Genomic DNA, 22,028 nt, shown 5'->3' on the forward strand with positions numbered 1-22,028 from the left:
GGGGCGAAGAATTATTCTTCGTCCCCTTTGCATCTTGTTTTTCGTTTGAGTAATCGTTAACTTGAAATTAAATCTTACCAGTAGTTATGTGATGCTCGAAATTGAGCAGCGGCAGCGATTGAACCGTAACGTGAAACTGCGTATTGACGAGCCACACGTTCTTGGTTAGCTGGAGAGTAATCACCATTTAAGTATGATGAAGACAATTGGTATTTACCAATGTACTGACCGTTTCGAGCACTGTATGAGTTACCAGATTCAACTTGTGCAATTGATGCTAAACCAGAGTTATCACCGGCATTGCTTGCATTATTGTTACTGCTTGCAGCAGGTTGAGTAGTGGTTGTAGTTGTTGCTTGTTGTTGTGTTTGAGCAGGTTGTGCGTTTTGCTGTGGTGCAGCAGTGTATTGTGCATTGCTACTTACCTGAGCAGATGGTTGTGTTTGAGTATTGTTACTTTGGTAAGTCATGTTGCTTGCGTTAGTAGGTAATGTTAACTTTTCTCCGACATGAATCAGGTTGACATTTTTAAGGTGGTTAGCCTTAACAATGCTGCTGATGCTAGTGTTATGTTGCTTTGCGATTTTTGAGACTGTGTCACCGCTCTTAACGGTAACTTGATTAGTGTTAGTGGCAGCATTGGCGTTGAAGCCTGCAGTCATTAACACACCGGCTACTGTGAAAATAGATGCTAAAAGCACCTTTACGTTTCTAGATTTTAATAAAATGATAAATCACTCCTATAAATTTTTGTTACTTCCGTTTTCTTAAAACTAAAATATACTCAAACAACAATTTCACATTCTAAATACTGTTATTTACATGGCAAAAACAGCAATGTTAAAAAAACCGATTATTTTGTCACGTTGTAACGTCAATGTAACAAAACTCGCAATAATGCCCGTTTTCAAGGATTGATCAACATTTCACAACACCAATTTTTAGCAAAAGAAAAAGCCTTCTGCCATAAAAAAAGTTATTAAAAGCATAAGACTTTACTTAATTTCATCATTTTTCAGCTAATTTTCGATTAAAATAGTGCTCTAATTTACTCTTAGGATACACTCCGGTGACCTTCTCAACGCCCTTCCCGTTACGAAATAATACTAGTGTCGGAATACTCATGACCCGGTATTTTCTGGCAATCTCCTGATTATCATCGACATTAAGCTTTAAAAACTTGATTCGACCTTTGTACTCACGTTCCAATTCTAAAATCAACGGATCCATCATTTTACATGGACCACACCATGGGGCCCAGAAGTCAACCACGGTCATTGGTCCCGTAATTTCTGAGTCAAAATTATTCTGATTTAGATCCACTGCCATAGTCTTTCCCCCTCTTCACGTTAATCACATGGATAACTAAAGTAGCCACTAGTGTGACAATTACCAAGATCCCAAACCATCCCGCTGGAATCTCAATGTCAATCATTGGAATCGATAAGAAAAGTTTCAATGCAATGATAATGATCAAGAAGTACGCCATCGGCTGTAGTTCAGGAATCTTTTTCATCAACATCATTATGACTTCAGCTACTCCACGCATCGCTAAAATCCCAATCATCCCACCAATTAAGACGATCACTGGATTAGGTGAAATGGCTAACGACGCTAGCACTGAGTCAATTGAAAAGATAATGTCCATGAATTCAATCTGAACTACCACCCACCAAAAGTACTTGCGGGTGTGGTTTTTCTTATTTGGTTTGACCTGATGAGTTCGGCTCTTTTTGTGCTTATTCTTGTGCATATTATAGAAGAAACTAAACGCAAGATAAAACAAATAAGCTGCACCTAAGACCTTAATGATCCAGAACCTAATTAGGTACACTCCGACTCCGATGATCAAAAAGCGAAAGATGTATGCTCCCCACATTCCGTAAAACAAAGATTCTTCCTGCCACTTTTTAGTAGGAAGAACTTGAGTCTGGGCCGCAAGGACAACTGCATTATCAACGGATAAAAGACATTCAATCACTACCAATGAGAAAATAATCAACCAGTCATTTCCAGACGTTATGACGGTCTCCCAGTTATGTAGATCAAAAAAAGGACCATATAATTTAGCGAGTAGGTCGAACAATCAAAGACTCCTCCATTAGTTAGTTGTAATTAGTAATTGTTAATTGCTTTAACGTCGTATTTCATTAATTGATGGTTCACGATGACACCAATTAGCTTATTAGCGTAGTCGGGATCGGTAGCGTAGCCATTTTTTTGCAACAAGTTGGCTTCTTGTCTAAAACTCGTGATGCCCGTTTTCTTTAAAAACTTGGTATTTAAAGTCTCGTTATGATCCTCGATGGCATCAGCAACCGAGGGGTATTTTCTAAACTGACCCACTTCGGTCGTTTTCTTTTTATTAACGTACTCGGTTGTATCGTACGAGATTGACTGACCATTGTACGTTCCTTTGATTCCAAACGGATTATTGGCTTTCTTATAAAGTTCGGATTGCCCCCAATTCGATTCGAGAATAGCCTGTCCGATCACGATACTTGGCAAAACCTGTTGTTTTTTCTCGTAAATCTTAACGGCTGGGTCACCAATTTTTTGAATAAACTCTTTGTGCTGAGTTTCGATCTCTTGATCACGTTTCTTGGTTGCGTTATTCATTTGCTCTTGTCGAACTTGATATGAATGATTAATCAACATGTGTCTAATCTTAAATGCAGCGAATACAAGTAGTAAGACGACGACTACTCCAATCACAACTGCAATCCACACGTTTTTCTTTTTACTGTGTTTCACGGACAACATCTCCCTATGTGGTTATTATACCTTAGCCAACCATTTTTTGTTGAGTATTTATGATTACTTAAAAAAGTTTCTTACTCATTTCCAATTACGCATTATAATAGAAGAAACACTCACTAAAATCGACTAACTTAGCCATTTAGTGTAGTATGAAGATATCTGACAATATAGTAACGGGAGTAGTTTTGCATTGATTAAAATTGAAAAAATCAACCAAAATATTAACTGGATTAAAACCATCGATTGCCGTCCAGCTGATAAGGAAATTTTAAAAACAGAATACCATTTAAACAACGAAATGCTCTATTATGCACTTGACCGTCACGAACGACCTCGGGTTGAATATTACGATGAAGAAGGAGTCCTCCTTTTCATATTTGATGTGGCCGAACCGACTCGTTTTAACGGGGATGTTTCTGCTGAACCAATTGGAATCATAACCCATGACAACATGTTATTTACGTTCACGGCTGATAAAACTAACTTCGTTAACGAACTCATTTCTACCATTATAAAGAAAGCCGGTTCAAAACAACTCGCAGAATTGCAACCAATTGACGTAATTAATAAAACGTTGTACCAACTATCCGTCCAATACTTTGATTATATTAACCAAATCAACAGTGTCAGAACTAACATTCAACGTAACTTACGTGGCAAGGCCAATAAAAGTGCCATTAACCACCTGCTTAATCTACAGACCGACTTAGTATATTTCCTAACGTCACTCGGATCAAACAACGATATGATTAACGACTTCAAGCGGCGTTTTACAAGGGACCTCACTGAGGATCAAAAAGCTGCCGTTGAAGATATCAGTATCGAACTTCAACAGGGACTTTCAATGGCAGAGATGGCGAACGCCGCGACCCAGCAAGTAGCAAGCGCTTATTCCAACCTCCTTGATAGTGACTTGAACAACACGATTAAGTTTTTAACCGTTTTTTCGTTAATTCTAAGTGTTCCAAACATCGTATTTGGGTTCTATGGTGAAAACGTAAAACTTCCATTTATGGATAAACCATCAGCGTGGATTATAACCATTATCATCACGATCATTTTTATCATCATTGTGTTGCTGTTTTTACGTGCAAACCATTTCTTTAAGAACTAATTTAATATAAAATGAGCATGAGGGGGTAGTGAAATAAAATGAAAGGAATTTTCTTCGATGAAACATTTTATAAGGACGTTACACGAAAATAGGATTTTCTCTTTAATTATTTGGCTAGTTGTCATTTTTATGGCAATTGTCAGTCTCCCCAACCTGAGTCAGGTTGTGATGCAGGCTGGCAACCCGGAAATGAACTCAAAGTCCCAGATGTATAAAGCACAGAACTTACAGAACCAATGGGGCGAAGGCTTAGATGGAACCACAAGTATGAACATCGTTTACCACGCCAACAAGGGTAAAATTACCAGTTCTGAGCAAAAGGACATTTACAATCGGGTTGGTATGATTCAGAAAAGTAACGGGGACAACGGTATTAGTCGGATCACCACCGCTCACACGAGCCCGAATGGTGCCTCAAAGTTTATCTCCAACGATCAATCAACCGAGATTGTGAATATTCATGTTCCAAAAAGCAATGCCACAAGTGCAAGTTTTGCTAACACGCTTCAAAAGCAATTCAACGTTGATAATGGACTGAAGACGTACGTCACCGGTCCGCAATTAATTAATCAAGACAACAATGAGAAGATTTTAAGCGTCACTAACATTGTGACCATTGCAATTTTCATTCTTTCTTTAGTCTTTATTGCCATTGCATTTAGATCACTATTAGCACCGGTTTTTACCTTTATCATCCTGATCATCGCTTACCTGGTTTCATTAAGTGCAACAGCTTTAATGTCAACTCAACTTAGTCTCCCGTATTCGCCATACATTCCTTTAGTAACTGGCTTGGTAGTAACTTTATTTGGTACCCTTGCTAGTTTCTTTTTGTATCGACGTTTTGAATTGGCACTTAAAAACGAAAGCGTTGACCCCAGTAAAACAGCCACTAAAAGTCTTACATATCCACTTGGGGCAACCGCAATAATTACGTCATTAGCATTTGGATCACTTTACCTGCTCAAGTTTAGTTCGGTTCGGGCCATTGGTAGCGTCGCCATTGTCGTACTAATAACTCTATTCGCCGTGATGACCGTGACCCCAATGTTCATGCAACTCCTTGGACCAACCTTTTTCTGGCCAAAGAAGAAGACTTTAAAACTCGCAAACGAGGGCTTCTGGGGTAAACTTGCCCATGTCTCGTTTTTAAAACCTCTCCTAGGACTACTAATTGCATTAGTGATTACGGTCCCACTAGTTTTATTCTATCGTCCTAATGTAACCTACCTTACTAACAACAATTTAATTGCTAATGATCAGGCTGAAGTCGGTAGACACATCCTTCAAAATCACTTTAATAAGGGAAAACCAACTCCAGTCACTATTTACATCAAAAATAACCGACCCTTTAATAATGACAACACCATTAGTGCCATTGACCAGGTTACAACGAAGCTTCAGTCCCAAAAAAACGTTGCGCAGGTGTACTCTGTGACTCAACCAGGTGGGGATGAAATTGATAAATACTATTTACGAAATCAATTGAATAAGACCACTTCAACGCTTAATGGCATTAGTAATTCCCTTAAGGGCTCACAAAGAACCCTTAAGGGTGCAAACAAGACACTTCAACAGAAAAACATTAAGAATCAAACTAAATCAGTCGATTCACTGATTAGACAACTTGATCGGATTAGCGATACGAGTGAACAAGCTGACACCAACAATTTCAGCACATTCACTCCACTTGAAACGGCTCAGTCATCTAATCAAGCCCAGAAGTCCAAAAAACTTCGCCAAAATCTCTCACAAGTGTCTGATCAGTTGAGTACCACCAGTCAAAGCTTGACCCAGTTAAGCAACCAAATCTCTGACGCCCAAAATTCTGGACTGGAAGCGCAAGAAGCGGTCCAGCAATACAACGAACAAGCGTCTAAAGTTCGTGGTGAAATTGCGTCCGTTAACCGAACTTTAAAGGAAAGTAAGGATAAGTTAACGCCCGTCACTGGTTACTTAAATGGTGTCAAGAAGTCAAGTGCTGGGAATACCTTCTACATCTCACCGCAACAGATTAATGACACCGATTTTTATCAAACTAAGTATAATTTTGCAAGCGAAAACCAAAAAATCACTAAGCTCGAAGTAGAATTTAACAATGATCCCACTGGCAACACGAACTTAAATAACGTTCACAACATGCAAAATACGGTTAGAAACCAGTTACAAAACACCAGCCTTGAAAATGCTAAGGTCGCTTATACCGGCCAGCCAATTGAAAACGCCAACGTTCAAACTAACTTTGACCACGACTTTATTATTGGAATGATAATGATCATCTTAATCGTTTTCGCCTCCATCATCATCGTTAGTCGTTCCATTCTCCAACCATTTTGGTGGTTGGTCACATACGTGATGAGTGTCTTTTCCGCACTGAAGGCCACCCAACTTATCATGTACTATGCCGCAAGTGACAGTCAATTAAACTGGCAGGCATCCGTTTCAATGCTGGTTCCCCTTTCCATAACTGGGATATTTGAATTAACCTTTTTGGCCATTTCCTACCGAAAACAAAATCCAGACTTACTAGGATGGTTGACCGGTGGGACAAGTGCATTTACAAAAACAGTTAGTTACGTGATGTTTGCTACCATTATCATTACATTCGGTCTTTTCGTTAGTCTGCTTCACTCGCTTGACTTCATCGGACTGACCGTCATCATCACGATTATTATTTTTAATGTCATCCTGCCACTTGTCACGACTGGACTTGGCAAACTAGCAATCACGTTACCTCGTTCCGATTTGCATCATTGGCCCCTTTATAAAAACAAACGAGCCAAAAATAAATAATCAAAAAGCCATCAGTTAAACTGATGGCTTTTATTATGCCCTAAACATTCATTTTACGAATTGATTTAAAGTAAAGAAACAAGATGACCAAAGAACCAGACATTGCCGTAACACCAAATAATACAAAAATCACCTGAATGTTAATAACCTTTGAAAAGGCACTGATAAACAATGACTCAAGTGCCATCAAAAGAGCCGTAATTAGATTGCAAAAAGACATCAACGTAACTCGGAGTCGTTTTACCACTGTATCCTGCAGTTCAGCGTTTAGTGTCGTATCCCACACTTCAAAAAGTGAACTAAAAATTACAAATGCAATTAAAGCAACGATGAAATTCGAAATCCCTAAGAGCAGTGACATCAATAAGCCAATTGCCATGCTTAAAGAAATCACCCTCATTCGGCCATATTTAGCAACTACTTTAAAGACGTTTGCCGAAAAAAACAGCTCCAATGATATCAACAATCGCTAGGATCATCGCAATGTTACCGGTGCTAAATCTTGTAATGTGGGATAGATACAACGACCCGTATTGATACATAATCGAAGCCGTAGCCTGTGAAATCGCCACTACTAGGATTAACTTCTGGTAATTTTTATTACTGACCAAGAAAGTCCTCAATTGCTTTAAGACACTTGGAGCATCGGGCTCATTAACCACCGGTCGAGGTTTGATCACTAATACCGTCATGATTGAAAGAACGTGGGCCATAATTGAGGCGGTAAAGACCAGTGGCCACGAAATGTCTGCCAAATACCCACCAACCATATTACTGAAAGCAACCGTACAAATCATGATGGCGTTGTAACGTCCCCAAAATTTCTGGTAGTGTTGTTTTTCATCTGCCTCATAAATGATGGCCTCATCGGTTCCCGAAATTAGCGAAAGTCCAATTCCAAACAAAACGAACCCACCAAATACTAGCAAGTGGTTACGTGCGACAAAAAAAGTTGCCACGTATAATACACACATTATCTGACCCAAAATCAAAGTGGTTTTGTAGCCAATTTTGTCAGCAATGATTCCGGATGGTAGTTCACAAATAACCTGAGTTGCGTTAATCACAAGTTGTAATAATGCAATTTGGCCAACTGACCATCCCATATGTTTCAAATAAAGCATCCAAATTACTAATTCAAAGGTTAAGTTAGAAAAGAATGCGTACGTATACATTTTCCTGATATTTTTCATAATTTCCCTCATTTCAGTTTAACGATTACTAATGAAGTTGAGGAAATTCAATGATTGATTCAGGATGAATGTTTCACCCAAATAATCGAATGAAATTATGATTCAACTTCATTTCACAACTATTTGGGAAACAGTCTGTCTTTGAATAAATACCGTTACATGACGTGCTGAAAACTTACTGCCAATTTCTTGAAATTCGCTTTCCATCGTTGACACCTCCGACATAATTAATGATTATTCAAAAGTATATACTTTTAGTCCCTAAAAACAAGGCTCCTAACAAAAAGGGAATCGGCACCTCTGCCGATTCCCCACTGGGTTAAATTCTAAAATACTAACAAAACAGCAACTAGTATCAAAATTGATACCAATCCCAGCATTGTCAAAATGACTTTTTCAAGCAATGCCATTATCAAATGACCCTTCCTAGCACTCTACTTTTTCTACTGCCAATAAACATGCTACCGTACATGAGTCATTCCGTCAAAAAACGCCAAAACTAATTATCAGCTTTGGTGTCTTTTCGAGTAATTTTAGTTATCTTTTACGAGGTACTTAACTTCCCCGTCGTCATCAAGGTAGCCATACAAACGCTTCGTGTGCGCATCATCAAAGTATCCCATGTCTGCCATTCGTTTTCCATTCACTTCGTCACAACCATGATCCACTCGCTTAAAAAAGGAATACAAAAAAGCAATTCGTGATTTAAACTGCGTCGCCTTTTGATAAGCAGATGTCAGGGTGTAACCGTCATCTAGATATTCTTTCATTAACTTAATCAGTACAAAATTTGAAAAATTGAAAACTCGTGACGCTAATTTTTCAACTCGGGTACTTCTCACGTATCCCTTTTTCTCCCAGTATCGGAGTTGTCTTGGTGATACCCCCGTCATCTTACTAACTTCACCAATTCGAAAAATAAAGTCCTGCATGTTAAAGGAATTGATGATCTTGTCATTAGCTTCATGCATTTGTCGCCTCGCCTCCACTACTTATTGTATTCAGTGACCTTGATTTGATTACCATCAACACTCATCTTAGTAATACTGCCATTTTCGGGACGTTTTGTCATATCATACTGTCCGTCAGAAAAACGTTCTACTAAACTAAGCAGGGTATTTCCGTGACTAATCAAGAGGACGTTGTCGCCGTCTTGAACCTTAGCATCGTGAGTAATCATATCTAACCCCTTATCAAGTCGTTTCCAGTAATCAGCTGCATTTTCAGCCATATGGAAAGGATCAGCCTCTTTCATATAGTCCTTAGCCGTATTGATATCATATTTATTTACAATGTCTTTAAAAGTTGGTACTCCATGAGGTGCTCCGGCCTCGTACCACGCTTCATCCATGTTTAATCCTTCAAAATAACCATAAAATTGTTCACGAAAATTGGGAGATACGACAGGCTCATTAATATCTGAAACTAAATTATCGTTTAGAATAATCTTGGCGGTATCTTCAGCACGAGTAGTATCACTGCAGTAAGCTTGAACAAATTTGATGTTAGATAAACGTTTAGCGGTCTTTTTGGCACCAGTAATTCCCTTGTCGGTTAGTGGTGAATTACTCCAGCCTTGTAATTTGTTAAAAATATTGAAATAAGTTTGTCCGTGTCGGACAACGTATAGGGTAAATTTTGCCATTGTATCTCCTCCATTCACACTCTAAGTATATCACTTGTGGGCTTTAACTTTTCTCTAAGATTCTCCCTCAATCCTACCCAAATTTAATAAATCTGATAAGATAGGGGTTGGACTTAAAAAGGGGACTTTATACCTTGAAAACGATCAAGAAAATTCTGTCTAAATGCAATACTAGAATCGGGTTTTTCGTCTTACTAGTAGTGCTTTTTTGGGCTAAAACAATTTACGCATATTTCACTGACTTTAATTTGGGTGTCGACAGTATCTTTCAACTGTTTTTGCTCCTAATTAATCCAATCGCAACCACCGTTATTATGTTAGGTTTGGCGCTTTATCTAAAACCAGCTAAACTTTTTTATCCAGCAATCCTGTTTCTGGATTTTCTAAACACGGTTCTTTTATACTTAAACGTAATTTACTTTCGTGAATTCACCGACTTTATGACGGTGTCGACCATGACCGGTTATTCCAAGGTCAACCAGGGGCTAAGCGGAAGCTCATTAGCACTAACTTCGCCCCACGACGTTTTTTACTGGATCGACATCGTGATCGTCATCCTCTTACTTTTGTTTAAAGTGATTAAGATTGACAAACGGCCACTACAGGCCCGAGTTGGTTTTGCGGTTTTCTCACTTGGAGCCCTTATGTTAGTTGGTAACATTACTTTGGCCGACATGGATCGGCCCCAATTATTGACCAGAACCTTTGACCGCACTTACATCGTTAAATACCTGGGTTTGGATTCTTTTACCGTCTATGACGGAATAAAGTCCCAACAAACCAACAACATGCGAGCCAATGCCAATAAGTCTGACTTAACGGGGATTCTTAAATTCAAAAAAGAACACTACGCCGCTCCTAACAAGAAAATGTATGGGATTGCCAAGGGTAAAAATGTCATTATCATTCATCTAGAAAGCTTCCAACAGTTCGTGATTGATAAAAAGATCAATGGCCAGGAAGTCACTCCATTTTTAAACAAGTTGTATCACAGTAAGTCAACTTATTCCTTTGATAACTTCTTCCATCAGGTTGGCCAAGGTAAAACGTCCGATGCAGAAAACATGCTCGAGACTAGTACTTATGGTCTCCCACAGGGATCCTTATTTGCTCAACTTGGCAGTGACAACACCTTCCAGGGTGCTCCTGCCATCCTTGGTCAAAAGGGATACACGTCCGCCGTCTTTCACGGAAACGTTGCTAGCTTCTGGAACCGAAACAACACTTACAAAAACCTAGGATATGACTACTTCTTTGACGCCAGTTACTACGATACCTCGGGTGATAAGTCAACCGGATACGGACTGAAGGATAAGCTCTTATTTAAAGATTCAACCAACTATCTTCAGCACCTCCAGCAACCGTTCTATGCTAAATACATCACCGTTACCAATCACTTCCCGTATCAACTAGACGCTGAGGATCAGAAGGATTCTGATTTCAAGGCCCCTGATACTAATGATGAAGCCGTTAACAACTACTTTGTAACGGCCCACTATCTCGACCAATCAGTTCAGGAACTCTATGAGTACCTTGACAAAGCCGGTTTACTAAAGAACTCCGTGATTGTCCTATACGGGGATCACTATGGCTTATCGAACTCTGAAAACACCAGCTTAGCACCGCTACTTGGAAAAGACCCTAACGACTGGAATGACTTTGATAACGCCCAATTGCAACGAGTTCCATTCATGATTAACATGCAAGGAATCAAGAATGGTCACGTGGATCATACCTATGGTGGTGAAATTGATGTACTTCCAACCTTGATGCACCTTCTTGGAATCAGTTCCAAGAAGTACATCCAATTTGGGACGGACCTCTTCTCCAAGCATCATGATCAGGTCGTTGCTTTTAGAAATCGGGACTGGGTTTCTCCTGAGTACACTTCGGTTAATGGGACGGTCTATGATAACAAGACCCAAAAAGTAATCCATCCGGATAAAAAGTTGAAACAGAAGTTAGAAAAGACGCAGGATAAAGTCAATCTAGAACTCTCGTTATCCGATACGCTGAATGAACAAAACCTACTTCGTTTTTATCATCCTAAGGGATTTAAACCAGTTAACCCGCAGAAGTACAATTATGCTAACGGATTGGACCATGAAGAAAACATTGAAAAGAAGCTTGGAAAAGCCTCAACCAGTCTCTACTCAGAACGACATGATAAGAGTACGAACAGTTTATACCATACCGATGCTCCTGAGCTTTACCATAGTTCAACTAACTCTAATCGAATTCAGATTACCAACCCTGATTCAAACAAAGAATAACTATAAAGAATCCACATCAGTTGATGTGGGTTCTTTTGTTGGGGATCACACGCTTCTCAGCTGTGCTATAATACGGGTAACTCTAGGGATGGAAGGTTACAAATTATGACTAAGTATACAGTTACAAAAAGAGCCAAGCAGTATAAACAGCCCCGTGGTGGTTTCATTCCCGTCTCATCCCTTCACATCAAGCAGTTTACGCCAGACGAATTTCTACCGATTGCTAGTGAAAACATCACGCCCAGCTTTATGGGACTGGTCGTCGACTATCTAACACGGTTTGAAGTCACCGGAGACGTCGTGGCAGCATTCAGTATTCCTGAAATTGGTGCCCATAACGTTGACCTACTAGCGGCCGAAAAGACTGGGCACCATTACGATGGTAATATGGACCGTTTTAAACAATTAACCAGTGAAATCAATTCCGGACTTGATGATGACAGCATTCAGTGCGCCATTCAACTCGTTAATTATGACATTGCCTACCGGATGGGACCTAGTTACTACGTTCCTCGTCCCAAGTACCAAGCGAATGAGGTTACCATTGAGCACATTAAACAAATGGTTAACCGGGGCGTTCAGTTCTTGAAGCAAGCATCAGAAGATGGTCCCATTACAATTGACTTTGATTTTCCCGGTGCGTACACCGACACCGTCGTAAACGGCGATGGTGACTACCTGACCAAGGATGGGCTGTGGGATTTCAAGGTATCAAAGGCTAAACCAACCAATAAATTCACCCTCCAGATCCTGATGTACTACATCATGGGGCTCCATTCAGCAAATAAGTCTTATTTTGAAATGGTTAAGCAGTTAGGCTTGTTTTATCCACGCCAAAATTGCCTGTATTGGATTAACGTAGCCGACATCAAAACCAAGACGCTAGAAACGGTGGCAGAGGATGTCATTGGATACTAAAATACCACTATCATTGAGGTAGTGGTATTTTTGTCATATTTTAGTTTGCGGTTGTCTGAATAATTCGGAGGTCTCCCTTTAACTGATACGTTTTGGCTTGAACTGGCAAGACATACGTACTTCCCTTTTCAAGCGAATATGATTTGTCATCGACAATTAGTGTACCTGTTCCATCAATAACAACGTTCACTGAATAAGTCTGCATGTCTTTAATCTCGGCTTGACCGTGAACCACAATTTGATAAACGTTAAAGTACTTTGATTTCAATAGACGCGTCCGGGCTGGATTATTTGAATCGACAACCAGTTGGGTTTGCTCGGGGTCTGGTAGAACGTTCGGAGTATTGGTTACTTTAATGGCATCTTCTACCTGGAGTGGTCGTTTCTTACCCGTCTTTTGATCCACCCGGTCGAAATCATAAAACCGGAGCGTGTTGTCAGAATTTTGTTCCACCTCAAGAGCGACAATGCCTGCTCCCAAAGAATGAAGCGTCCCAGCTGGTACATAAACCATCTCACCTGGTTGAACCGTTTTCGTTTCTAAAATCTGGTCTAACTGGTGGTCTTTAATGGCCTGCCGAATTTCATCCTTACTTTTGGCGGAATGACCGTAATATACCTTTGAATCTGGTTTGGTGTCTAAAATGTACCAGCACTCAGTTTTTCCATTCTTTTCATTAAAGTACTTTTGCGCGTTCTCATCACTTGGATGAACCTGGATTGACAAGTTTTCCTTGGCATCCAAAATTTTAACCAATAGTGGAAAGGAGGCGTTAGCCGGATGCCCACCAAATAGTGCTGGATGTTTCTTCCAAACTTCTTTTAAAGTCTTTTCATCGTAGGGTCCGTTATAAACCACTGACAAGTCATCACCATAAGTCGAAGCAATCCACGCCTCTCCAACGTGATTACTATTTAACTGATAGTGATACCGCTTTAGTTCGGTTCCACCCCACATCTTATTCTGTAAAACGGGCTTTAAAAATAAGGGAAATACTTCATTTGTCATGAACATCATCCTCCAGTTAAGAAATTTCAACTAGTTTCATGATAGCATCATGTTAATGGTTTCACAACATTTATCCTTTCTTGAACCTACTTGCGGTGAAGCGAAGTACTGTGAACGGGTCCTCTGCGGTCGGGATAAATTTCTTTCATTAAGACGTTAATGGCGGTGGGAGCCTCACCAAATCCGGTTGCGATCAAATCTTGTTTGCCGGGATAAGTGATCTGATCCCCAATCGCAAAGACCCCTGGCACACTGGTCTCAAAAGATTGATCAACCTCAAGTAAGCGATGATCAAGGGCTGGTTGGATCTGCCATTCCTTTAACTGGTGATTATTCGAAATAAACCCGTAGTTCACCACGAGATCATCCACCATCATTTCCATCTCGTCATCTTCAGTCTTAACTTTTTTACTGGTAACCCTTAAACGATTATCAACCTCATCCAGTCGTTTGATTAAGTATGGGGTGACCACCTCAACTGATGATTCCTTGAGACGATCAACCATATACTCAAGACCACGAAATTCGTCCCGCCGGTGCAATAAAAATACCTTACTTGCAACCCGTTCAAGCATTAAAGCCATGTCAACGGCGGAATCGCCACCACCAGCGACCATGACGTCTCGCCCCTTGAACTGGTTTAAATCATTGATACTGTAAAAAAGACGTTTCCCAGTGAGCTCTTCGGCATTTTCAGCCCGTAGTTCACGTGGCTTAAAGGCACCGTTTCCGGTCGCAATGATGACGGCTTTACTCTTAGTAGTTCCCCTACTGGTTTCAATCTCAAAATAGTCATCTTTTTTAATCACATCGACTACCTTACTCTCGACCTTTTGGTCAACATCAACGGTGTCAAGTTGCTTTTGCAGTCGTGCAATCAGCTCGTCACCCGTGACGCCCGCAAAACCAGCAACGTCCAAAATGGTCTTTTCAGGATAAAGCGCTTTGACCTGGCCCCCAAGTTCAGGAAGGCTCTCAATGATCTGCGTTTTAGCATCCCGCAGGCCAGCGTAAAACCCCGCAAACATCCCAACGGGACCGCCGCCAATAATTGTTATATCGTACATATTTTCCATTTTTATCACTCTTTATCTAATTTTATCTTTAACCAAAGTTTACCATGCAAAGACAAAATAAAAAAACCAATTTCATATCTATCGCAATTTCCTACATATTAAAGTATTATAAAGTTGTACTGTAACTGAAGTTATATAGGAGGACTTTATATGAGTACCAAAAAAATGATTTTGGACCTTGATACTGGAATCGATGACTCAATGGCACTAACCTACGCGGTTGGCAATTCTGAGATTGATTTAATCGGGGTTATTGCTTCGTTTGGCAACATCGAAGCCGAACGGGCAGCCGTTAATACCCTTAAAATTTTAGATTTACTTGGTGCTTCAGACGTTCCGGTCTTTATTGGTGAAACTCATCCATTAAGCGAAGATTATGTCAGAATGCAAGTCAGCGCTGACATTCACGGTGAAAATGGGATTGGTGACGTTGACCTTCCCGAACCAAGCGGTGCGGTCCAAAGTAAAAACGGGGTCGATTTCATGATTGAATCCGCTAAAAAGTACGGCAATGATCTAACGATTGTGCCAACTGGTCCTCTTACTAACTTAGCCCAAGCAATCAAACAAGCTCCAAAAGCTATGGAGAAGGTTGGCAATGTGACTTTAATGGGTGGTGCTTTAACAGTTCCGGGTAATGTCACCCCCGTCGCCGAGGCCAACATCAACCAAGATGCCATTTCAGCAAACGAAGTTTTTACCAGTAACCTTCACATCAACATGGTCGGCCTTGACGTTACGTTACGAACCCTTTTGACCAAGCAAGAAACCCAAAAGTGGCGCGATTCTGGGACAATGGCTGGAAAGAAAATGGCTGACATCGTGGATTTCTACATCAACATCTATGCTGATATGTATCCTGAACTTGGCGGCTGTTCACTTCATGACCCACTCGCCGTTGGTGTAGCGGTCGACCCCAGTTTCGTAAAATTCATTGATATGAATATGATCGTTACCACCAAACCCGACGCATACTATGCTAGAACGATTGGTGACAAGAATCGATTAGATGATCCTAACACCAACGTTAAGGTGGCTGTAGCGGTAGACTCCAAACGTTACCTAAAAGAATTTATGAAAAATATGAATAATGCGTTTGAGACCATGTAAAGAACCAAATAAAAATGAGCTAAACATAATTGTTTAGCTCATTTTTTATTAGTTGTGTTTATATTTATTGATCTGCTTTAAAACACTTCTTTAAAAAGACTGCCACACCATCATCATCATTCGATTTAGTCACATCCGTCGCAATTTTCTTGATTGGTTCCTGCGCATTTGCCATCGCAACTCCAACCTTGGCCTTCTTAATCATTCCGGCATCGTTTTCAGCATCACCAAATGCCATTAGATTAGAAAAATCATCACCATAGTGACTAAGCAATGCTCCTAATCCATAGGCTTTATCAACATTGGGTGCCAAGAATTCTAGGATTTGGGGTTGTGAACGAACAATGTGATACTGCTTTTTCACATCTTCGGGCATGTTACTAACAGCTTTATCAAGAACGTCTGGTTCGGCTGCGATAACTGCCTTAGAGTAGCTTTCGTCTGGCATCTCAGAAAACTTAGTTGGTACAAACTGCATGTCAGCATTCAACATTTGTTGATAAATCGATGGTTTTAAATCGGAGATTGGATAGACCTGGGTAAAATCAAGAATATCTAACGGGAGGCCGTTTCTTTGAGCGTATTCGTAAAGTAATTTGAACGCATCTCGATTCATCCCACGCTTAAATAATTCATACTTATCGGCATTTCGAACCACGAGCCCACCATTAAAGGTGATGGTATAATCATCTGGCTCATCAAGGTCTAGTTGCTTAATGTACTTCCAAATGGCATTGATTGGTCGTCCAGTACAGAGCACCACTTTGATACCCTGTCGGTGTAACTTTTTTAACTCGTCTTCGTTTACTTTACTGATCTTCTTATCACCTGTAAGCAGTGTGTTGTCAAGATCGAGTGCGATCATTTTAATCATATTAATTCCTCATCATTTAAATTATTCATAAAAAAACGCCCATACCGGGCGTTTTCATATCTTAAGAAGTTAACTTCGACTCTAATTGTCTCAATTCTGCTTCACGAACATCTCGCGGTAAGAACCGTCTAATTTCTTCTTCGTTGTAGCCAACTTCAAGACGTTTGTCATCAAAAATGATCGGACGCTTGATTAGGTCAGGGTACTTTACTAATAGGTCAACTAACTCTGTTAAAGATAAGTCATCTAAGTTCAAGTGCAGTTTCTTAAAAACATTTGATCTTGTTGAAATAATATCCTCACTGCCATTTTCGGTTAAACGAAGAATTTGTTTTACTTCGTCAGCGTTAAGTGGGTTTGAATTGATGTTTCGTTCCTTAAATGGAATATTATGGTCTTTCAACCAAGCACGGGCTTTACGACTTGATGCGCTGCTTGGTGCAACATATAAATTCAACATGTAATAACCTCCTCATGTCTAACATTTAACATGACTTGTTTAAATTAGTACGAATGTACTTATTAAACAACTAAATTGTATCATATATTATTACTTCGTCAACGTTATTTTAAACTTAAATAAAGCCTGATTTCTAGCTTTTATTTACACTTTCCTTAATAAATATTATAATTTGTACTATATAAGAGGGAGAGGCCAAACTATGAAACTCAAAATACTATGTACGAGCGATATTCACGGTTATTTAGCGCCAACAAATTACGTTAAACCAAATGAAAACATGCCCTTTGGTTTAGAAAAGGCAGCAACCACAATTAAGCACGAACAGGAAGGCTTCGACCACACCTTAATTTTAGATAATGGTGATTTTTTAGAGGGGTCTCCTCTCGCCTACTACACGGCCGAAGTTTTAAAACTTCCGAGTGCTCAGGCGATTAATAAAGCATATGATACGATTGACTATGACTTTGGCTCGCTTGGTAATCACGAATTTAACTACGGACAAAGTTACTTAAAAAATACCATCAAAAACACCAAGCGCCAGTTTATCTGCGCCAACATCCTAAACGAAAAAGATGAGCCAGCCTTTGGGTCGGCCTATGCCATTAAAGACTTTGGGGATCTAAAGGTGGGAGTATTAGGTCTTACCACTCAGGCCATTAACCAGTGGGAGAATAAGGCCAACGTTAAGGGGCTTAAGTTTAAATCTGGCTTAGAAACGGCCAAAAAATACGTCCCAATTCTTCGCCAAAAAGCCGACGTGGTGGTTATTTTGTATCACGGGGGGTTTGAAAGAGACAAAGTAGGTAAACTTAGTGAAAAATTCACTGGTGAAAACGAAAGTTATCAAATTTTAAAAGAAGTTCCCGGAATTGACGCTTTAGTGACAGGTCACCAGCACCGAAAGCTCGCTAACCATCTCTTTGGCGTTCCGTACGTTCAACCCGGACATCGTGGTGATTACGTAGGCCAAATTACCCTTGATATTAATGATAACTATAAAACGGTGGTCAACAGTAACGCCAAACTAATCTCAACGGCTCAAAATAAGCCATTTCAACCGACCAAAAACGTCGTTGATCCAGTCGACCAAGATGTTGAAAAATGGCTCTCAAAACCACTCTCAAAGATTAAAGGTAATCTCAAATATAAAGATCCCTTCGAAGTTCGAACCCATGGATCGGCCTTTATCAATTTTATTCAAAGGGTCCAAATGGAAACAATGGGAGTTGATATTTCGGCAACCGCGCTCTTTACCGACGAAGCCCATGGATTCGAAAATCCAATCACCATGAGAAACATCATCACCAACTACGTCTATCCAAACACGTTAGCAGTCTTAAACATTACTGGAGCGGACTTAAAAGCTGCCCTTGAAAAAACGGCTGATTATTTTGCCTTAAAGGATAATAAAATCATTGTCAACCCCGTATATACTTATCCGAAACACCGGGACTATAACTATGACATGTACGCGGGCATTGATTACACTATTGACGTCTCCCGGCCGATTGGTTCCAGAATCGTTAACTTAACCTATCACGGTCGCCCAGTTCTGGACCATCAGCCCTTGAAGATCGTCTTAAACGCATACCGCGCCGTTGGTGGCGGCCACTACCCCATGTACGATGAAAGTAAAATTATTTCCTATAACACCATTACCATGAGTAATTTGATTGCGAAGTACCTTCAAGATCATCCCATAGTCGACGCTAACAACCAGCAAAACTTCAAAGTCATTAAATAAAAAAGTTCCTCACCACGTAAATACCAATGGTGAAGAACTTTTTTTATCCAGCTTTTTTCTTTTTATTGTTTTTCGGTTTACCGCCCACGTACTGAACGGCTTGCAACTGTCGAATTGTGGTAACCTTAATTTTACCAGGATAGGTCAATTCGTTTTCAATTTGGTCCTTTACTTCATTGGTTAACTCACTACTTTGCGTATCGTTAACCTTCTTTGGATCAACCATGATTCGAATCTCACGACCGGCCTGAATGGCGTAACTATCTTTAACGCCGGGATGTTCATTCGCAATTTTTTCCAAACTCTTTAATCGATTGATGTACTCTTCGACCGATTCGCTTCTGGCTCCTGGTCGAGCTCCTGACATTCCGTCTGCCACTGCGACCAAAATAGCGTATGGGTTATCTGGTTCCACGTCGCCATGATGAGACGCAATCGAGTTTATGACAATTGGATCTTCACCATAAGCCTCAGCTAACTTCACTCCCAGTTCAACGTGTGTTCCGGAAACTTCTCTGTCAATCGCTTTACCAATGTCATGGAATAATCCAGTCCGTTTAGCCATCCGAACATCTAAACCAAGTTCAGCAGCCATCACAGCTGATAGTTCGGCAACTTCAATGGAATGCTCTAAGACATTTTGACCATACGACGTTCGAAACTTTAAGCGTCCCACCGTCTTCATTAGGTCTGGATGAACCCAGCCAAGGTGCAAGTGACTCACGGTCATCTCGCCAGTCTTTCTTAATTCATCCAGAACTTCCTGTTGGGTTTGATTGATTTCATTTTCAATTACACCATTATTAACCTGCTTAATGGCCAACAGATCGTTAATGGAATTGCGCGCAATCTCTCTTCTAACCGGATCACTGGTACTAATGATTAACGTTTCCGGGTGTTCTGGATCAAAAATTAAATCAACCCCGGTAAGGGTCTCAATTAATCGTAATCGTTGGTCATCTTTGCCAGCAATCTTGGCGCGCATTCCGGAATCCGGAATAATCACTGAGCGCTCAATGTGGTCACGAGGAACATCAACTGGCCCCTCTTGAACTGCCTCAATCATAAGATTACGGGCCTGTTTGGCAGCATTAAATGCCATTAAGTCATTATTTTCTTTAACGGTAGTATCAAAGTCACGTTTTAAATCAGCTTCAAGAGTGGCCAAAACGAGCTGTTTGGCTTGACCCTCAGTTAATTCACCCCGATCGTGGATGATTTGTTTTCTTTGCTTCTCAAGTTCTAAGACGTCATTACGAGCCTTTTTGAGGTTTTCAACTAGAAGGTGATTACTGTTCTTTTTAGTTGTTAGAGCGTCCTCTGATTTGTCCAAGCGGGCAACGGAAGTCTCCAAGCTTTTTTCTCTATGATCAATTCGCAGTTTGCGGCTCTCGTTTTCTTGAACTTGGGCATCGAGTTCAATTTCTTCTTCTTTACGATAATTTTCAGCTGCTGTTTTACTTTTATCTTCAAGTTTTCTTTTAGTATCATTAATCTTAACTTGGTTATTATCTTTAATCTTACTAGCAGCAGTCCTGGCGGCTGTCAGTCCCTTGTCGACGTGGTTTTTTCGTACGTAGTAGCCACATGCTGCTCCAAGTAAGAGTGCAATAATAATTGCAATGGAAGCTATCAATTTGACACTTCCTTTCTTTTCAATTCATTTTAATCTATTTAAATAATAACATTTAAATCTTTATTTTAAAATAAGTCACTCGTGCTTTTTGATGATATTATGAAGTATAATGGTATTAAGGAGTGATTCTATGTTTCCTGAAAGACTCAGAGCTTTACGAACCGGTCAGAAAATCACATTGACTGACCTTGCAAACGGATTAAACACAATGTTTCCCACTGACAAAGAGCATGAGAATACCGCCTCACAGATCGGCAATTGGGAACGTGGAATCCGTAATCCTTCTTACATTGAAGTCAAAAAATTAGCTGAATTTTTTGGGGTGTCAATGGACTATTTGAGTGGCCGAGTTGACCATGAAGAATCCGATCTTTCCAAGTTATTTATCTCTGGAAAGCAACTCTTCTTCAACGGCGAAGCCATTAATAACAACGATCGGTACGAGATTTTTCAACTTATCAACGGCTACCTTCACGGTAAACAAAACAGAGACGATGACCACAAAAATCACCAAGAATCGCTTGACTTACACTACTAAGGACATCAAATGGATAAACGTAAACTCAGAAAAAAACTCAAAAAACGTCATCAGTTGAAACAGGCGACTCCACCTTACATTCATCAAATGGAACAGTATCGTGACGAGTATCGGGAGTATCCTGAGATTAAATACTTAATTAACAACGTCTTAGCAGCCAATCAATTACTTACGGCTGGTAGACTTCCGCAGGATTTGCCCAAGCTGATTCTTCCTGATGACATTCAGGACCAGATTTATCAAAAAATCAATTCCAAGTACGCCATGAATGATCGTAGCGGTGATTCCGAATGGAACCGGCTTTCAGGCGATCTTTCTAACCTTGACAAGCACTTGCGTGACTTTCGTGATTATCTCGAAAATCAATACGGGATGTGGGCCTACATCTCCTCATCGTTTACCTACCATCTTGCAAAATACTTAGATGGTAATGCTGCCCTTGAAGTAATGGCGGGTAACGGCTACATCTCAAAGGGACTCCGTGATAACCACGCAAACGTCATCGCAACTGACAGTTTAGATTGGCAAAACGAGAACGAAACTGGCAGACATCCCGTCACTAACGTGGAAAAGTTATCAGCTCTCGACGCATTTCACAAGTATCAGGACCAGATTGACTACGTAATTATGTCGTGGTCTCCAGATGGCATTCCAATCGATAATGAACTTCTTGAAGCAATCAGAAAGTCAAATCGTGATATCAAATTAATCGTCATTGGTGAGAGAAACGGGGCCACCGACTCCAAAGAGTTCTGGCAAAACGCACAACTTTACGATGACGAGGGCATTAAGAACCTGAATCAACACTATTCAAACTTCGATTTAATCCAAGATCACGTTTATTTAGCAAAATAAAAGAGCTTCCAACTTTTGTTGGAAGCT

At 40.2% G+C, this 22,028-nt stretch carries 21 protein-coding genes; 8 read left to right on the forward strand and 13 right to left on the reverse strand.

What is annotated here, in order from left to right; all coding sequences use genetic code 11:
• Window positions 1–74: 74 nt before the first annotated feature.
• The 4 genes from apf to AC6UDA_RS06505 form a co-directional block, all read right to left on the reverse strand.
• Window positions 75–701 (reverse strand): aggregation-promoting factor, encoded by a 627-nt coding sequence (gene apf, locus AC6UDA_RS06490; protein ID WP_500694062.1) that lies wholly within the window; start codon window positions 699–701, stop codon window positions 75–77.
• Between the two features lie 307 nt (window positions 702–1,008).
• Complete coding sequence (gene trxA / locus AC6UDA_RS06495) at window positions 1,009–1,329, reverse strand: thioredoxin (protein WP_500708263.1); 321 nt, start codon at window positions 1,327–1,329, stop codon at window positions 1,009–1,011.
• On the reverse strand, window positions 1,304–2,086 hold the full coding sequence (locus AC6UDA_RS06500) for a TerC family protein (protein ID WP_500694064.1): 783 nt from the start codon (window positions 2,084–2,086) through the stop codon (window positions 1,304–1,306). The genes trxA and AC6UDA_RS06500 overlap by 26 nt, the downstream gene beginning before the upstream one ends.
• Window positions 2,087–2,115: 29 nt before the next feature.
• Window positions 2,116–2,754: a glycoside hydrolase family 73 protein gene (locus AC6UDA_RS06505; protein WP_500711399.1), complete on the reverse strand. Its 639-nt coding sequence runs from the start codon at window positions 2,752–2,754 to the stop codon at window positions 2,116–2,118.
• 196 nt (window positions 2,755–2,950) lie between these two features.
• Here AC6UDA_RS06505 and AC6UDA_RS06510 point away from each other — a divergent pair, with 196 nt between their 5' ends.
• Both AC6UDA_RS06510 and AC6UDA_RS06515 read left to right on the forward strand, forming a co-directional pair.
• Window positions 2,951–3,874 carry a magnesium transporter CorA family protein gene (locus AC6UDA_RS06510; RefSeq protein WP_500708257.1) on the forward strand — a complete coding sequence of 308 codons (924 nt, stop codon included), beginning with the start codon at window positions 2,951–2,953 and terminating at the stop codon, window positions 3,872–3,874.
• Between the two features lie 129 nt (window positions 3,875–4,003).
• On the forward strand, window positions 4,004–6,667 hold the full coding sequence (locus AC6UDA_RS06515; RefSeq protein ID WP_500707428.1) for an MMPL family transporter: 2,664 nt from the start codon (window positions 4,004–4,006) through the stop codon (window positions 6,665–6,667).
• A 40-nt stretch (window positions 6,668–6,707) separates the two neighbouring features.
• On the opposite strand, the gene AC6UDA_RS06520 is transcribed toward AC6UDA_RS06515, so the two are convergent.
• From AC6UDA_RS06520 to AC6UDA_RS06535, 4 genes are all read right to left on the reverse strand, one after another.
• Window positions 6,708–7,121 (reverse strand): hypothetical protein, encoded by a 414-nt coding sequence (locus AC6UDA_RS06520; RefSeq protein WP_500711401.1) that lies wholly within the window; start codon window positions 7,119–7,121, stop codon window positions 6,708–6,710.
• Window positions 7,090–7,860, reverse strand: a complete 771-nt coding sequence (locus tag AC6UDA_RS06525) for an MFS transporter (RefSeq protein WP_500708253.1) — start codon at window positions 7,858–7,860, stop codon at window positions 7,090–7,092. Before AC6UDA_RS06525 ends, AC6UDA_RS06520 begins: the two co-directional genes overlap by 32 nt.
• Before the next feature lie 533 nt (window positions 7,861–8,393).
• A complete protein-coding gene (locus tag AC6UDA_RS06530) occupies window positions 8,394–8,831 on the reverse strand; it encodes a MerR family transcriptional regulator (protein ID WP_500694070.1) in 438 nt (145 codons plus the stop codon).
• A gap of 17 nt (window positions 8,832–8,848) precedes the next feature.
• On the reverse strand, window positions 8,849–9,505 hold the full coding sequence (locus AC6UDA_RS06535; protein ID WP_500695822.1) for a histidine phosphatase family protein: 657 nt from the start codon (window positions 9,503–9,505) through the stop codon (window positions 8,849–8,851).
• Between the two features lie 134 nt (window positions 9,506–9,639).
• Here AC6UDA_RS06535 and AC6UDA_RS06540 point away from each other — a divergent pair, with 134 nt between their 5' ends.
• Together AC6UDA_RS06540 and AC6UDA_RS06545 are read left to right on the forward strand one after the other, a co-directional pair.
• Entirely contained in the window at window positions 9,640–11,778 is a 2,139-nt protein-coding gene (locus tag AC6UDA_RS06540) for an LTA synthase family protein (RefSeq protein ID WP_500694072.1), read from the forward strand.
• Window positions 11,779–11,883: 105 nt separating this feature from the next.
• A complete protein-coding gene (locus tag AC6UDA_RS06545; RefSeq protein WP_500696969.1) occupies window positions 11,884–12,696 on the forward strand; it encodes a hypothetical protein in 813 nt (270 codons plus the stop codon).
• 40 nt (window positions 12,697–12,736) lie between these two features.
• Here the strand turns inward: AC6UDA_RS06545 and AC6UDA_RS06550 are convergent, their stop codons facing one another.
• Entirely contained in the window at window positions 12,737–13,705 is a 969-nt protein-coding gene (locus AC6UDA_RS06550) for a type I phosphomannose isomerase catalytic subunit (protein WP_500711403.1), read from the reverse strand.
• Window positions 13,706–13,791: 86 nt separating this feature from the next.
• Window positions 13,792–14,781, reverse strand: coding sequence for an NAD(P)/FAD-dependent oxidoreductase (locus tag AC6UDA_RS06555; protein ID WP_500708250.1), 990 nt, complete (start codon window positions 14,779–14,781; stop codon window positions 13,792–13,794).
• A gap of 150 nt (window positions 14,782–14,931) precedes the next feature.
• Between AC6UDA_RS06555 and AC6UDA_RS06560 the strand changes: the two genes are divergently transcribed.
• Window positions 14,932–15,891, forward strand: coding sequence for a nucleoside hydrolase (locus AC6UDA_RS06560; RefSeq protein WP_500694076.1), 960 nt, complete (start codon window positions 14,932–14,934; stop codon window positions 15,889–15,891).
• Between the two features lie 64 nt (window positions 15,892–15,955).
• On the opposite strand, the gene AC6UDA_RS06565 is transcribed toward AC6UDA_RS06560, so the two are convergent.
• Both AC6UDA_RS06565 and spx read right to left on the reverse strand, forming a co-directional pair.
• Complete coding sequence (locus AC6UDA_RS06565) at window positions 15,956–16,765, reverse strand: Cof-type HAD-IIB family hydrolase (RefSeq protein WP_500708249.1); 810 nt, start codon at window positions 16,763–16,765, stop codon at window positions 15,956–15,958.
• 61 nt (window positions 16,766–16,826) lie between these two features.
• Window positions 16,827–17,225: a transcriptional regulator Spx gene (gene spx, locus AC6UDA_RS06570; protein WP_010022968.1), complete on the reverse strand. Its 399-nt coding sequence runs from the start codon at window positions 17,223–17,225 to the stop codon at window positions 16,827–16,829.
• 202 nt (window positions 17,226–17,427) lie between these two features.
• On the opposite strand from spx, the gene AC6UDA_RS06575 reads away from it, so the two are divergent.
• Window positions 17,428–18,972 (forward strand): bifunctional metallophosphatase/5'-nucleotidase, encoded by a 1,545-nt coding sequence (locus AC6UDA_RS06575; protein ID WP_500711405.1) that lies wholly within the window; start codon window positions 17,428–17,430, stop codon window positions 18,970–18,972.
• Window positions 18,973–19,015: 43 nt separating this feature from the next.
• On the opposite strand, the gene rny is transcribed toward AC6UDA_RS06575, so the two are convergent.
• Window positions 19,016–20,608 carry a ribonuclease Y gene (rny, locus tag AC6UDA_RS06580; protein WP_500707419.1) on the reverse strand — a complete coding sequence of 531 codons (1,593 nt, stop codon included), beginning with the start codon at window positions 20,606–20,608 and terminating at the stop codon, window positions 19,016–19,018.
• Window positions 20,609–20,738: 130 nt separating this feature from the next.
• Between rny and AC6UDA_RS06585 the strand changes: the two genes are divergently transcribed.
• On the forward strand, window positions 20,739–21,146 hold the full coding sequence (locus AC6UDA_RS06585; RefSeq protein WP_500694080.1) for a helix-turn-helix domain-containing protein: 408 nt from the start codon (window positions 20,739–20,741) through the stop codon (window positions 21,144–21,146).
• 9 nt (window positions 21,147–21,155) lie between these two features.
• Entirely contained in the window at window positions 21,156–22,001 is an 846-nt protein-coding gene (locus AC6UDA_RS06590; protein ID WP_500694081.1) for an SAM-dependent methyltransferase, read from the forward strand.
• Window positions 22,002–22,028 lie beyond the last annotated feature (27 nt).

The sequence above is a fragment of the Fructilactobacillus sp. X8R4C1 genome (assembly GCF_059900905.1).

Coding starts and splice junctions, on each gene's coding strand:
- trxA (WP_500708263.1), bottom strand. CDS start 1,329: ATGGCAGTGGATCTAAATCAGAATAATTTTGACTCAGAAATTACGGGA.
- AC6UDA_RS06515 (WP_500707428.1), top strand. CDS start 4,004: ATGGCAATTGTCAGTCTCCCCAACCTGAGTCAGGTTGTGATGCAGGCT.
- AC6UDA_RS06525 (WP_500708253.1), bottom strand. CDS start 7,860: ATGAAAAATATCAGGAAAATGTATACGTACGCATTCTTTTCTAACTTA.
- AC6UDA_RS06530 (WP_500694070.1), bottom strand. CDS start 8,831: ATGCATGAAGCTAATGACAAGATCATCAATTCCTTTAACATGCAGGAC.
- AC6UDA_RS06535 (WP_500695822.1), bottom strand. CDS start 9,505: ATGGCAAAATTTACCCTATACGTTGTCCGACACGGACAAACTTATTTC.
- AC6UDA_RS06545 (WP_500696969.1), top strand. CDS start 11,884: ATGACTAAGTATACAGTTACAAAAAGAGCCAAGCAGTATAAACAGCCC.
- AC6UDA_RS06550 (WP_500711403.1), bottom strand. CDS start 13,705: ATGACAAATGAAGTATTTCCCTTATTTTTAAAGCCCGTTTTACAGAAT.
- AC6UDA_RS06555 (WP_500708250.1), bottom strand. CDS start 14,781: ATGGAAAATATGTACGATATAACAATTATTGGCGGCGGTCCCGTTGGG.
- AC6UDA_RS06560 (WP_500694076.1), top strand. CDS start 14,932: ATGAGTACCAAAAAAATGATTTTGGACCTTGATACTGGAATCGATGAC.
- AC6UDA_RS06565 (WP_500708249.1), bottom strand. CDS start 16,765: ATGATTAAAATGATCGCACTCGATCTTGACAACACACTGCTTACAGGT.
- spx (WP_010022968.1), bottom strand. CDS start 17,225: ATGTTGAATTTATATGTTGCACCAAGCAGCGCATCAAGTCGTAAAGCC.
- AC6UDA_RS06575 (WP_500711405.1), top strand. CDS start 17,428: ATGAAACTCAAAATACTATGTACGAGCGATATTCACGGTTATTTAGCG.
- AC6UDA_RS06585 (WP_500694080.1), top strand. CDS start 20,739: ATGTTTCCTGAAAGACTCAGAGCTTTACGAACCGGTCAGAAAATCACA.
- AC6UDA_RS06590 (WP_500694081.1), top strand. CDS start 21,156: ATGGATAAACGTAAACTCAGAAAAAAACTCAAAAAACGTCATCAGTTG.